General features: G+C 57.9%; 12 protein-coding genes. 10 read left to right on the forward strand and 2 right to left on the reverse strand.

Features of this window, described 5'->3' with window-relative positions; genetic code table 11:
* Positions 1-5: 5 nt before the first annotated feature.
* From BM171_RS02430 to BM171_RS02470, 9 genes are all read left to right on the forward strand, one after another.
* Positions 6-302, forward strand: a complete 297-nt coding sequence (locus BM171_RS02430) for a hypothetical protein (RefSeq protein ID WP_093009179.1) — start codon at positions 6-8, stop codon at positions 300-302.
* Positions 299-1423, forward strand: a complete 1125-nt coding sequence (gene acsF, locus BM171_RS02435; RefSeq protein ID WP_093009180.1) for a magnesium-protoporphyrin IX monomethyl ester (oxidative) cyclase — start codon at positions 299-301, stop codon at positions 1421-1423. The genes BM171_RS02430 and acsF overlap by 4 nt, the downstream gene beginning before the upstream one ends.
* 79 nt (positions 1424-1502) lie before the next feature.
* Complete coding sequence (puhE, locus tag BM171_RS02440) at positions 1503-2306, forward strand: putative photosynthetic complex assembly protein PuhE (RefSeq protein WP_093009181.1); 804 nt, start codon at positions 1503-1505, stop codon at positions 2304-2306.
* Entirely contained in the window at positions 2296-3510 is a 1215-nt protein-coding gene (gene hemA / locus BM171_RS02445; RefSeq protein ID WP_093009182.1) for a 5-aminolevulinate synthase, read from the forward strand. The genes puhE and hemA overlap by 11 nt, the downstream gene beginning before the upstream one ends.
* Positions 3511-3583: 73 nt before the next feature.
* Positions 3584-3985, forward strand: a complete 402-nt coding sequence (locus tag BM171_RS02450; protein ID WP_093009183.1) for a c-type cytochrome — start codon at positions 3584-3586, stop codon at positions 3983-3985.
* A gap of 111 nt (positions 3986-4096) precedes the next feature.
* Positions 4097-4930, forward strand: coding sequence for a flagellar motor protein MotB (locus BM171_RS02455; RefSeq protein WP_093009184.1), 834 nt, complete (start codon positions 4097-4099; stop codon positions 4928-4930).
* Positions 4931-5024: 94 nt separating this feature from the next.
* On the forward strand, positions 5025-6437 hold the full coding sequence (locus BM171_RS02460; protein WP_093009185.1) for a flagellar hook protein FlgE: 1413 nt from the start codon (positions 5025-5027) through the stop codon (positions 6435-6437).
* A gap of 242 nt (positions 6438-6679) precedes the next feature.
* Positions 6680-8500, forward strand: a complete 1821-nt coding sequence (locus BM171_RS02465; RefSeq protein ID WP_093009186.1) for a flagellar hook-length control protein FliK — start codon at positions 6680-6682, stop codon at positions 8498-8500.
* A gap of 7 nt (positions 8501-8507) precedes the next feature.
* Positions 8508-9170, forward strand: a complete 663-nt coding sequence (locus BM171_RS02470) for a flagellar hook capping FlgD N-terminal domain-containing protein (RefSeq protein WP_093009187.1) — start codon at positions 8508-8510, stop codon at positions 9168-9170.
* A gap of 20 nt (positions 9171-9190) precedes the next feature.
* Here BM171_RS02470 and ubiB read toward each other — a convergent pair whose 3' ends face one another.
* Positions 9191-10726: a 2-polyprenylphenol 6-hydroxylase gene (ubiB, locus tag BM171_RS02475; RefSeq protein ID WP_093009188.1), complete on the reverse strand. Its 1536-nt coding sequence runs from the start codon at positions 10724-10726 to the stop codon at positions 9191-9193.
* A gap of 4 nt (positions 10727-10730) precedes the next feature.
* Positions 10731-11483, reverse strand: a complete 753-nt coding sequence (ubiE, locus tag BM171_RS02480; protein ID WP_093009189.1) for a bifunctional demethylmenaquinone methyltransferase/2-methoxy-6-polyprenyl-1,4-benzoquinol methylase UbiE — start codon at positions 11481-11483, stop codon at positions 10731-10733.
* Between the two features lie 157 nt (positions 11484-11640).
* Between ubiE and mutM the strand changes: the two genes are divergently transcribed.
* On the forward strand, positions 11641-12492 hold the full coding sequence (gene mutM, locus BM171_RS02485; RefSeq protein WP_093009190.1) for a bifunctional DNA-formamidopyrimidine glycosylase/DNA-(apurinic or apyrimidinic site) lyase: 852 nt from the start codon (positions 11641-11643) through the stop codon (positions 12490-12492).
* Positions 12493-12520 lie beyond the last annotated feature (28 nt).

The following is a 12520-nucleotide window of genomic DNA, read 5'->3' on the forward strand; positions in this document are numbered from 1 at the left end:
GAAACATGGGACTTCTGACACGCGATATCGAACGGGCGCCATGCACCGTCGAGATCAGCCACAAATTCGAAAGCCTGCACGCACATGTGCGGTTCAACAACGGAGCCGTCATCCATCCCGGTGACGAAGTGACCGTTCAGGGGCCCGAGATCATGGCTCCTTTCGGTGAAATCGTCAGCGAAGACCGCGAAGCGATCATTGTCCGAGCTTCGAAGCTCGAACAGCTCTGGACGCGTCTTACGGGCGATATCGAGGTGATGGAGCTCTGCGAATTCTCCTTCTCCGAGGAGGTGCGGCTATGAACGTTCAGACACCGCATACCGCCGACATCACCAATGTCGATGAGAGCCTCGCTGTTCAGCAGGAACAGTCCCGCATGGACAGCAAGGCGGCTACCGATGTCGCGATGCAGAACACGCTTCTGACGCCGCGCTTTTACACCACCGATTTCGATCAGCTCGATGCGATCGACGTCACCCCGGTGCGCCGGGATTGGGACGCGCTCATCGCGGAGATGGAAGCAGATCCCAACAAGGGTCACTTCAAGAAGAACGAGGACTGGGACCATGTCGACTGGGACGGCATGGAGCCTGAGCTCAAGAAGGAATTCATCGACTTCCTGATCTCCTCCTGCACCGCCGAGTTCTCGGGCTGCGTTCTCTACAAGGAGATGAAGCGGCGCGGCAAGAACGGCGATATCGTTCAGCTGTTCCAGCTCATGGCGCGCGACGAGGCGCGGCATGCGGGCTTTATCAATGACGCGCTGCGCGAGGCAGGTGTCGCGGTGAATCTCGGTTTTCTGACCCAGAAGAAGAAGTACACCTTCTTTCAGCCGAAATTCATCTACTACGCGACCTACCTCTCCGAAAAGATCGGCTACGCGCGGTACATCACCATCTTCCGCCATCTCGAGAAACATCCCGAGCATCGCTTCCACCCGATCTTCAAATGGTTCGAGGAATGGTGTGGCGACGAGTTCCGGCATGGCGAAGCCTTCGCGCTTCTGATGAAGACCGACCCGAAGCTGACGCAGGGCAAGAACGTGCTCTGGATCAAGTTCTTCCTGACGGCGGTCTATGCGACGATGTATGTCCGCGATCATCAGCGTCCGGCCTTCCATGACGCTCTTGGCGTCGACCCGGACTGGTACGCGCATGAAGTCTTCACCAAGACGTCGAAGCTTACCGAACAGATCTTCCCGATCACGCTCGATATCGAGCATCCGCGCTGGCAGCCGACGCTCGAACGCCTACACCGCGCGAATGTCGCGATTGCCGAAGGCAAGAAGCAGGGCGGCGCCGGTGGCAAGCTGAAGGAATGGGCCAACTCAGCAAAGGCGGCCTTCTGCTTCGTCAGTCTCTATACGATCCCGGCGGTGAAGCATCGGGTGCCCGAGAGCACACGGCTGGAGCCGGCGTATTGATCGACGCCGCCACATATCTCGATCCCGAGGGCGCCCTGCGCCCCGGGCAAGACCCGTTTGATGGCATGGAGCGGATCTGTTGACCTCGGAAAGCTGGATCGCCGCGCTGTTCGCGCTCTTCGTCTGGTGGTTCTCCACCGGGGCGATCCTTCTCGCCGTCCGTAAGGCACAGAGCCCGGTCGCCCGGCTGGCGCTGACGCTAGGTACCGCGCCGCTCCTCGCGCTGGCGGTCTTTGCCGTCCACCGGGCCAGCGCCGTCGACGATCTCGCCGGTGTCTATTTCGGCTTTCTCGGCGCCATCGCCCTTTGGGGATGGATCGAGCTCGCCTTCCTGACCGGTATCGTGACGGGGCCGAACCTGCATGTCTGCCCGAAAGGCCGGCCGGGATGGGAGCGTTTCCTGCGCGCCTGGGGCACGATCGCCTATCACGAAATGGCGCTTGTCGCTGCGCTGATCGTGCTTGGCCTGCACGCGCAGAGCGCTGCGAATTCGGTCGCCTTCTGGACGTTCGCCGTTCTTTTCTTCGCGCGGCTCTCCGCCAAGCTGAATCTCTTTCTCGGCGTGCCGAAAATCAACGTCGAATTCCTGCCCGCACAGCTTGCTCATCTTCCGAGCCATTTCCGCATCGCGCCGATGAACGCATTGTTCCCGATCTCTGTGACGGGGCTGTCCTTTGCGGTGGCTTGCTGGCTGGAACGTCTCTTTTCTGCCGGATCGCCTGCTGAGGCGGCCGGATTCTCGCTTGTCGCCGCGCTGACCGCGCTGGCCCTCCTTGAACACTGGTTCATGGTGCTGCCGCTGCCCGACGAGAAGCTCTGGCGCTGGGCTCTGCCCGCGCCCAAAACCGCGACCGAACCGAGGGAGGACGCCCATGGACTTTGACGCCCTTTTCGATGCCGAGCTCGACAGCCTGCGCGCCGATGGAAACTACCGCATCTTCGCAGAGCTCGAACGGAAGTGCGGGGCCTTCCCCAAAGCGCGGAGCTTCGATGAAGACGCGCCCGACGAGGTGACGGTCTGGTGCTCCAACGACTATCTAGGCATGGGCCAGCATCCGAAGGTGATGACGGCCATGCAGGACGCTATCGCCGCGCATGGCTGCGGCGCGGGCGGGACGCGCAACATCTCCGGCAATACCCACCAGCATCGCCTTCTCGAAGCAGAGCTCGCGGATTTGCACGGAAAGGACGCGGCGCTGCTCTTCACCTCGGGCTACGTTTCGAACTGGGCGGCGCTTTCGACGCTGGGCTCGAAGCTTCCTGACGCGGTGATCCTGTCAGACGAGAAGAACCACGCCTCGATGATCGAGGGAATTCGCCATTCGAAGGCCGACAAGGTGATCTGGAAGCACAACGATCCCGAAGATCTCGACCGCAAGCTTGCCGCGCTTCCCTCGAACGCGACCAAGATCGTCGCCTTCGAGTCGGTCTATTCGATGGACGGCGATATCTGCCCGATGGAAGAGATCATCGAGGTCGCCGAAAAGCACGGCGCGATGACCTATCTCGACGAGGTCCATGCGGTCGGCATGTACGGCCAGCGCGGCGGTGGCGTTTCTGAGGAACTCGGTCTCGCGCACCGCATCACGCTGATCGAAGGGACGCTCGGAAAGGCCTACGGTGTGGTCGGTGGCTATATCACCGGCTCGGTGGCGCTTTGCGATTTCATCCGCTCCTTTGCGTCCGGGTTCATCTTCACGACCGCCCTGCCGCCAGCCGTGGCCGCGGCGGCGCGCACCTCCATCGCGCATCTGAAGGAAAGCGGAATCGAACGCGCGCGCCAGCGCCAGCAGGTCGCCAAACTCCGCCGCCGTCTCGACGCCTTGGGCATTCCGCATCTGCCGAATCCGAGCCACATCATCCCGGTGATGATCAAGGATCCGGTGAAGTGCCGGCAGCTCGCCGATATCCTGATGCAGGACTTCGGGATCTATGTTCAGCCGATCAATTATCCGACCGTCCCGAAAGGCACGGAGCGGCTGCGCTTCACGCCGGGCCCGCTGCATTCCGACGAGGATATCGAACGGCTCGTACAGGCGCTCTCGACTCTTTGGAAGCGCTGCGCGATCGCCCACGCAGTCGCGTAACTGTGTCTTTCTTGTAGATGCCTTGGCATGTCTGACGGTTTATGGTGATCCGAGACGATCTCGGTGCCATTTCATGACGTTCAGACATTTCATCATCGGAGCGGTTGTGTGCCTCGCCACGCCCGTCAAGTCACAGGATGGGGCACGCCTGTTTGAGCCTTGTGCAGCGTGTCACAGCGTCACCGCGCCGGACGGCACCGTGCTTGTTCAGGGCGGGCGTGCCGGTCCGGATCTCTACGGTGTCGTGGGGCGCACCGTCGCGGGCAAGCCGGGGTTCAATTACTCAAGCTCCATGCAAGAGGCGCGCGGGCGAGGTCTGGTCTGGTCGGAGCCGAATTTCACCGCCTATATGCGAAATCCAAACCTCTTTCTGCAGGAATGGCTGGGCGATCCTTCCGCCAGGGCCCGCATGGCCTTCCGGATCGAGAGCGGCGCGCCGGCGATATATCGCTATCTGCAATCGCTGGAACGCTGACGCGACTGCGCCAAAATCGAGCCAAATCCGAACCACTCGCAAGGCTGCCGATAACGCATCGTCAAGACTTGGCGCGGCATCCTCATCTCGGGTGAGTAGGAGTGTGGTGAGATGCCGAAAGGTGCCTCGGGCAGCAATGCTGCGCCGGTCATTATCAAACGCAAGAAGGTGGTCGCCGGCGGTGGCCACCATGGCGGTGCCTGGAAGGTCGCCTACGCCGATTTCGTCACGGCGATGATGGCATTTTTCATGCTGATGTGGCTTCTGAACGCCACGACTGAAAAACAGCGCAAGGGGCTCGCGGATTACTTCGCGCCCACGATCTCGATCAGCCGCGTTTCGGGCGGTGGCTCGGGCACCATGCAGGGCGAGTCCGTTTTCGCGCAGGATGCGCTGCCGCAGAACGGAACGGGCGCGACCAGCTTCATGCCCGAATCCCGGATAAGCCGTGACGATGTCTCGCAGGATGCAGGCCAAGACGCCGAGATGGACGCGACGCTCGCCGATATAGAACGGGTCTTTCTCGAACGCGTGGTCGAGAGCGCGAATGGCAATGCCCTGATGGCGCATCTGGCGACCCGCGTAACCGACGAAGGCCTCGTGCTTACCCTTTCGGACCTGCCCGACGCGCCCCTCTTCACCGGATTGGCCGAGCCCACTGCCACCGTCGAAACCCTGCTGACACTGATGGGCGAGCTTGCCGGTCTAGCCGACAATGACCTCGCCATCGCCGCGCATGTTCGCCGCGTGCCGATCGTTGTAGCGAAGGATCCCGTGTGGGACGAAACCGAAGGTCGCGTGCGGGTCGCACGAGAAATATTGATCTCATCGGGGCTATCCACGCGCCGTGTGCAGCGGGTCGTTGCCCATGCGGATAGCAAGGCTGACGTGACCGCACCGACCCATGCCCGCAACAACCGGCTTGAGATCATCTTCCTGCGATAGGCGCGCGCAGGAAACTGAGCATTTTAGGAATTAGGGAGGCATTAAGCCGCCGTGCGATAGGAAGCAGTCATCCGAGCAGCAAAAGGGCGCGCCGATGACGATTTCCTCTTCACTCAACGCCGGTGTCGCCGGACTTGCCGCCAATGCCAGTCAGCTTGGCACGATCTCCGACAACATCGCGAATTCCGAGACCTTCGGTTACAAGCAGGCCAAGACCGACTTCCATTCCATCGTTATGTCGAGTGCGGGCGGCGGCTACACAGCCGGCGGCGTGCGGACCTCGACCTCCTATGAGATCGATCAAAACGGCTCGCTTGTCACCACGTCGAACGCAACGGACCTTGCCGTACGCGGCCGGGGCTTCCTGCCTGTCGCGGAAAGCAGTGATGTCCAGGCGGGCAATGGCGACCCGCAGATGCTGTTGACGACGACGGGCTCGTTCACGACCGACGAGAACGGTTATCTCGTTACCAGCACGGGCTTGATGCTTCTGGGCTGGCCTGCGAACCCGGACGGGACGATCGGCACGTACCCGCGCGATACATCGGACGGGCTCGAGCCGGTGCAGATCAACGTCAACCAGTTCTCCGGAGAGCCGACAACGCGGATCACGCTCGGCCTGAACTTGCCGGCGACAGAAACCTTGGCAACCGCCTCTGGCGATGCGCTGACGCTGTCCGTGGAATATTACGACAATCTCGGCGTGTCAGAGAACATCGAGGTGACCTTCACGCCGACCATTCCGGCATCGGGCGCGTCCAATACCTGGAACATGGTGATCGAGGACAGCGCCAATCCCGGCACGATCATCGGTGAATACGAGATGACCTTCGACGACTCGCGGTCGAGCGGCGGGACATTGGCCTCCGTGACGACGATCTCGGGCGGTGCGTACGATCCCGCGACCGGATCGATGACGGTCAATGTCGTCGGTGGCCCGATAGAGATCACCGTCGGTGAAATCGGCGCAAGCAACGGCATCACCCAACTCTCCGATAGTTTCGCGCCCCTCAATATCTCGAAGGACGGCTCCCCTGTCGGAAACATGACCTCGGTCGAGATCGATGAAAACGGCATGGTCCATGCCTATTTCGACACCGGTATCACGCGAACGATCTATCAGGTGCCGCTCGTCGATGTACCGAACCCCAACGGTCTCACGCCGCTCGACAATCAGGTCTACGCACCGTCCTTCGAAAGCGGCAGTTTTTTCCTTTGGGATGCGGCGGACGGGCCGACCGGTGACATAGTCGCCTTCGCCCGGGAGGAATCCACGACCGATGTCGCCGCGGAGCTGACCCAGCTGATCCAGACGCAGCGGGCATATTCGTCCAACGCGAAGGTCATCCAGACGGTCGCATTATCGCGGGAATTAGCAACCGATTTCCCGGTTGAGATTTGGCTTTGCGTATCGGCGAGATCGCGGTTGATAGACTTTAGCGTCTGCAGCGCCACCATGGCGCCGTTATTCGTCAGAATGCTAGACATGAGTATTTATCCTCATTGACGATTTTCATCGTATCTGGTTTCAAATTTTAGCCATTCTGACTTTTCACATTCGAAAATGTGGCGCTTTTTGGCGTGCTCCAGGGATACAAGGCGACTCTTAAGGAATCATTTAAGTGAGACCGTGATTTGACGCATTCTGAACAATAGAGTGAAGGCGGCGGCGCTTTGCACAGTTTAACGGTCTGTTTGCTTCTGAGGCTTAAAGGCGTTCGTGTAGTTTTTTAAAGAGATCTTGAAGCTATGGACCTTTTCTCACACAAAGTAACAACGGTTCTCCAAATCCCTGATAAGGTTGAAGGTCAAGCTTTTTCCAAGAATTTTTCCAATTGTAAAGTGGGCTATTCTTTCGATTTAGTGCTCGGTGATTTAAATAAAAATGTTTTTAACGAGCACAAGTATCATATAGATAAAGATTTGAAAATTTGTAAGCTATCAGAGGAGGCAATATCCAGCCATATATCATCTGTTGAAAATTCGGTAGGTTCAGTTTGTCATGAAGCCCTAGGTCGTGAATTTATAGTTTTTTCGGATATTGCAGAACTGTCTAATGATAATCCACTTGGAAATTATATCTTTCTAGATGAGGCGCAGGTGAGATATTTTAATTGTGTTGTAGTGGCTGACAGCGACCCAAGTCAGGTAAATTTGCACAATAAGTATTGCCCGGAAGCTCATAGAAACGCAATGGTTGAGCTTGATGATGATCCTACTTTTGATGGAAACCTAAATAATAAAAGCATACAAAGCTCAGGACGTCCTTTCAGACATATTTTAATTAAGGAAACATATCCTGGGAATCTTTCTCCTCTGGATTTTGTTGATGAATCGCCTGACACATTAAACAAAGAATATCACACTCACTTAGAATGCATAGTAGAGGTTGGAGCAGGGGTTCTAGAGGTTTCTGAAATCAATGCTCAACAACCAAGTTTTCTGATGACGGGTTCCGACCATACCCGAGGTGAAGTTCTATCTGAAAGAGATCTACAAAGAATTACGCGAGATCAGATTTTGGATCGAACAAAAAGTTTAGTCAGTGATGAGTATAGATATTCCTTGAAAAATCAGGCTGGAAAGCTCAACGATTTGGAGAAGATAATTTTAATTCCTGAGCCAGCGGAGAAGTCAATAGAGCAAGGCCTTGGGAGAATAGATGGTCCTCAAGTTAGGGCTGGCGAAACGACGAAATACATAGATGAACATATAAAATTGCTTCTCGCTAAGCATCTTACTGAATTAATGGGTAGAAAGAATATCAAGCCATTGACTGAAGGTTCTCCCTCAGCGCAGACAAATTCATATGAAATGAAGTTTGTATATACACACGAGTCTTTATCTGGTGACCAATCCAAATGGGAGGCTGGAAACAGCAGAAAGCAAGCTACAGAAAGAATAAATAAAATCTATTTCCAAAAAAGTGCCAATAATCAATTTGGGAACGTCAAATCTCACAAACATGAACGCGAAGTATCTCGAGAAGTAAGCGGTGTAGTCTTAAAGCAAACAGCTAGCTTAGAAGTGGAAGACGAGAATGTGTTAAAGCTTTCGATAATTGATCGAAGTATGGATTGCTTAGAGGAGACTGCGGCCTCACAAAAATCCGAGGCCCTATTTGGTGCAGCAAATTACAATATCGTGCCAACGTTTCAAAAAGAAAATTTGGAAGCGATAGCTAAGCTAAATCCCAGCCAAAGCTTCGAGATTGTTTCGGTATCTAGAACAGGTCAAGATCTAGAAATATCATTGAATCCGGAAGAGCTTGGATCAGTGAGGTTGCATCTTCTTGATGGTCCCCTTGGACAGATCGTATCCGTTAGCGCAGACCGACCGGAGACGCTCTCTCTTTTGTCTCGGAATATTGAGACTTTGGAAAGGTATTTGATGCAGTCTGGCATCGGTGTGTCGGAGTTCCGTTTTGGTGAAGCGATGGGCGACAGATCTCAGAACGCGCCAAGCCCGCAAAAGACGGACCAAAGACATCGCAGCCGGGGAGTAAGGCTGGAAGAGCAGCCCGACCAGGAACTAGGTAGTGCAGAGAACGGTATCGATATAAGGATCTAACGGTTTCATGTATGTCAGCGAGATATCAGCAGCGTCTGCAGGGGTAGCAACGACGCTTCCCGCGTCCGGTGACTCAGGTGTTTTGTCGTCGGACTTTCAAACCTTTCTGAAGATGCTTGTCACGCAGGCGGAAAACCAGGATCCGCTTAATCCAATCGATTCCTCCGACTATGCAGCGCAGCTCGCAAGTTTCGCTACGGTGGAACAGCAGGTCATGACAAACGATCTTCTGCGAGTATTGACGGCACAATCGGGCGGCGCTGCGGGTCTCGATATGGGGGACTGGATTGGAAGCGAAGTTCTCGTTTCCGGACCGGTTTTCTATGAAGGCGATCCGATCTTGGTACAGCCGAGACCCGCGCCGAATGCGACCTCCGCTCAGCTCACCGTACGCAATGAGCAGAGCGAGATCGTCGACATCGTTGCCCTTTCGATCCCGATGCACTCCATCGAGTGGCCGACAAGCGCGAATTCCGCCAACATCCCAAGCGGGTACTACACATTCGAGGTCGAGAGTTTCAGTGGCGGGCAATTGCTCGATACCGGCGCAGCACAGGCATATGCCAGCGTCACGAGCGTGCACGGCAAGGCTGGGGACGTGACTTTGGAACTGGCTGGCGGTTCCGAGGTAGCTGCGGCATCCGTCGAGGAGATGCGGATAACCGAGTGATGCGGCCGAGCTTTGTGATCTCAGGCGATCAATACGATGGCGAGAAGAGACGCCGCCAGACCGCCGGCACAACCCGCCACTGCCCAGCCAAGCTTCGCCAGCTTGCCACTGGAATGCGGGGCAGGTTGACTACGGGATTGCTGGATCAGCAGGCTTTCCACAAGATCGGGCAGACGTGGTCCAAAACGGGCAAGAACCTTTGCAGTCTCTTGAAGATCGGAAAGAACGGCGCGCGGCCCGATGGAGTTCTTGATGTATTCCTCGACCACGGGCTGGGCCGCGTGCCAGATGTTCATCTTCGGGTTGAGGGATCGCGCCACGCCTTCGACAACGACCATCGTCCTCTGAAGAAGAATGAGCTCGGTGCGGGTTTCCATGCCGAACCGCTCCGTCACCTCGAAGAGGTAAGCGAGAAGGCGTGCCATCGAGATGCGCGTGGCATCCATGCCGAAAATCGGCTCCCCGACAGCGCGCAAAGCCCGCGCGAACTCGTCGACATCGCGGTCAGCCGGGACGTAGCCCGCCTCGAAATGAACCTCGGCCACGCGTTTGTAGTCGCGACGAATGAACCCGTAGAGAATCTCGGCATAGACGCGGCGCGTATACGCGTCGATATGGCCCATGATACCGAAATCGTAGGCTATGATCGTCCCGTCTGCCGCGACCTTGAGATTTCCCTGGTGCATGTCGCCGTGAAAGAAACCGTCTCTCAGTGCGTGGCTCAGAAACAATTGGATCACGCGCTCCGACAGGGCGATCCGGTCGATCCCAGCTGCGTCGAGCGCCGCGTTATCGCCCATCGACGCACCTTCGGCCCAGCCGAGCGTCATCACGCGCCGGCCCGACAGGAACCATTTCACGTCAGGAACGCGAAATCCGTCATCCTGCTCCGTATTCGCCGCGAATTCGGACGCCGAGGCGGCTTCGAGCCTCAGGTCCAGCTCTCCCATCACGACGCCTTCGAAATGCGCAATCACATCGACAGGCTTGAGTCGGCGCGTGGAGGGCAGAAGCAATTCGATAACGCGCGCCGAGAAGTAGAATGCGTCGATATCACGCCGGAACGCACGCTCGACGCCAGGACGCAAGACCTTGACCGCAACGGTTTCGCCAGTCTCGGCCAGCGTCGCCTTGTGCACCTGCGCGATGGAGGCCGCAGCCACGGGCTCCGAGAAGCTTGCGAAAATGCCGTCTAACGACACGTCGAGATCGGCCTCGATCGCATCGCGGGCTTCGTCTTTGGAGAACGGCGGCAACTTGTCCTGTAGGACGCGCAATTGCGCGGCGAGCTCCTCGCCAACGACATCCGGCCGGGTCGAGAGAATCTGACCGAACTTGATGTAGGCCGGGCCCAGCGCCGTGAGCGCGCGGGTGACCGGCGGCATGTTCGGATCGCCTTCATATCCGAGAAAGGCGAAGGGTCGGCCGATGATCCGGGCCGCGACACGGATGGAGCGCGGGGCATCGACCGCGTCGAGAACGACAGGCATCGCGCCCGATCGTTCGAACGTCGCGCCGGTACGGATCAGCCGCCAGAGGTTCAGAGGTCCGCGCATCTATTCAAATCTTCCAGCCGGAATGCAGGCAAGCAATTCCGAGACTCAGGTTGCGATAGCTGGCATTCTCGAATCCGGCCTCGCGTACCATCTCGAGGAAGGTCTCCTGGTCGGGGAACCGCCGAATCGATTCCACAAGATATCGATAGCTGTCGCGATCACCGGCAATCGCCTGTCCCATCGCGGGAATCGCGTTGAAGGAATAGAGGTCATAGAGCTTCTGAAGACCCGGCTGCGGAATGCGCGAGAATTCGAGCACCATCAGTCGGCCACCCGGTTTCAGCACGCGGTGCGCTTCGCGCAGCGCCACTTCGGGCCGCGTCACGTTCCGAATACCGAAGGAGATCGTGTAGACATCGAAGCTGGACGCAGGGAAGGGCAGGGACATCGCGTCGCCAACGACCCAGTCGAGGCTCTCTGCCATCTCGGCCGCTTCGGCCCGTTGCCGTCCCGCGACGAGCATCGGCTCGGTCAGGTCGAGCACCGTGGCATGACCGCGACCCGCCCGTTTCAGAAACCGGAAGGAGATGTCACCGGTTCCGCCCGCGACATCGAGAAGCCGTTGGTCAGGGCGCGGCGCGAGCCAATCCATCATCGCATCTTTCCAGAGGCGGTGGATGCCGAGGCTCATCGCGTCATTCATCACATCGTATTTCGATGCGACCGACTGGAAGACCCCCTGCACGAGACCGGCCTTCTCGGTCTCGGCCACTTCGGAGAAACCGAAATGCGCCTTTTTCTCGGGCTCGTCTGCCATCTGGGTCTCCGCCTCAGGGTGTCGCTTGAAATCCGGGTTACACAGATGGCGGTGCCGGGACAAACAGTCAAATCCGCGCAAGCCCTCTCTGGTCTTTCGCTGGCTGTCGCGGGGCCTATATGAACGCGGCCAGACCTGAGAGCCCGAGCGATCCAGAATGCCAGAACTTCCAGAAGTCGAAACCGTGCGCCGCGGCCTCCTGCCGGCAATGGAAGGTCATGTCATCGCGCGAGCCGACGTGAACCGTCCCGACTTGCGATGGCCCTTTCCGGACCGGATGGCGGAGCGTCTGACCGGGCAGCGCGTCGAACGCTTGCGGCGCCGGTCGAAATACATCCTCGCCGATCTTTCGGGCGGCGAAACGCTGCTCATGCATCTCGGCATGTCGGGGCGCATCCTGATTTCCGGCGATCCACTGGGGCAATTCGTGCACGACCATCCTGCGCCCGAAAAACACGACCATGTCGTCTTCCACATGCAAAACGGGGCGCGGATCATCTTCAATGACCCGCGGCGCTTCGGCGCGATGGACCTGTTCGAGACTGCGACTGCGGAGGGCCATCCGCTGCTGTCTGCAATCGGGCCGGAGCCCTTGGGAAATGCTTTCCACGAAGACCACCTGATTGCAGCGCTGCGCGGTCGGATGACGCCGATAAAATCCGCGCTGCTCGACCAGAAGATCGTTGCAGGGCTCGGAAATATATATGTGTGCGAGGCACTCTTCCGGGCGGGCATTCACCCGGTGCGGAAGGCTGGAAAGATTGGCAGAACGCGGGTGGCGAGCCTGGTGCCGGTGATCCGCGCCACGCTTGAGGATGCGATCGCGGCCGGGGGCTCCTCGCTCCGTGACTACCGGCGCGCGGATGGTGAGCTTGGCTATTTTCAGCACAGTTTCGATGTCTATGGCCGAGAGGGCGCGCCCTGCCGCCGCGACGGCTGCAACGGCAAGGTGCGGCGCATCGTGCAGGCAGGGCGATCGTCCTTCTATTGCACGGCCTGCCAAAGATAACTTGATCCGGGGCGGGGACGTGATAACC

It is taken from the genome of Roseivivax halotolerans (genome assembly GCF_900115815.1).
Taxonomy (GTDB): domain Bacteria; phylum Pseudomonadota; class Alphaproteobacteria; order Rhodobacterales; family Rhodobacteraceae; genus Roseivivax; species Roseivivax halotolerans.

What these genes read in the sequence shown, in the direction of transcription:
- BM171_RS02430 (WP_093009179.1), top strand. Translation starts at nt 6, where the DNA reads ATGGGACTTCTGACACGCGATATCGAACGGGCGCCATGCACCGTCGAG.
- acsF (WP_093009180.1), top strand. Translation starts at nt 299, where the DNA reads ATGAACGTTCAGACACCGCATACCGCCGACATCACCAATGTCGATGAG.
- hemA (WP_093009182.1), top strand. Translation starts at nt 2,296, where the DNA reads ATGGACTTTGACGCCCTTTTCGATGCCGAGCTCGACAGCCTGCGCGCC.
- BM171_RS02450 (WP_093009183.1), top strand. Translation starts at nt 3,584, where the DNA reads ATGACGTTCAGACATTTCATCATCGGAGCGGTTGTGTGCCTCGCCACG.
- BM171_RS02455 (WP_093009184.1), top strand. Translation starts at nt 4,097, where the DNA reads ATGCCGAAAGGTGCCTCGGGCAGCAATGCTGCGCCGGTCATTATCAAA.
- BM171_RS02460 (WP_093009185.1), top strand. Translation starts at nt 5,025, where the DNA reads ATGACGATTTCCTCTTCACTCAACGCCGGTGTCGCCGGACTTGCCGCC.
- BM171_RS02465 (WP_093009186.1), top strand. Translation starts at nt 6,680, where the DNA reads ATGGACCTTTTCTCACACAAAGTAACAACGGTTCTCCAAATCCCTGAT.
- BM171_RS02470 (WP_093009187.1), top strand. Translation starts at nt 8,508, where the DNA reads ATGTATGTCAGCGAGATATCAGCAGCGTCTGCAGGGGTAGCAACGACG.
- ubiB (WP_093009188.1), bottom strand. Translation starts at nt 10,726, where the DNA reads ATGCGCGGACCTCTGAACCTCTGGCGGCTGATCCGTACCGGCGCGACG.
- ubiE (WP_093009189.1), bottom strand. Translation starts at nt 11,483, where the DNA reads ATGGCAGACGAGCCCGAGAAAAAGGCGCATTTCGGTTTCTCCGAAGTG.
- mutM (WP_093009190.1), top strand. Translation starts at nt 11,641, where the DNA reads ATGCCAGAACTTCCAGAAGTCGAAACCGTGCGCCGCGGCCTCCTGCCG.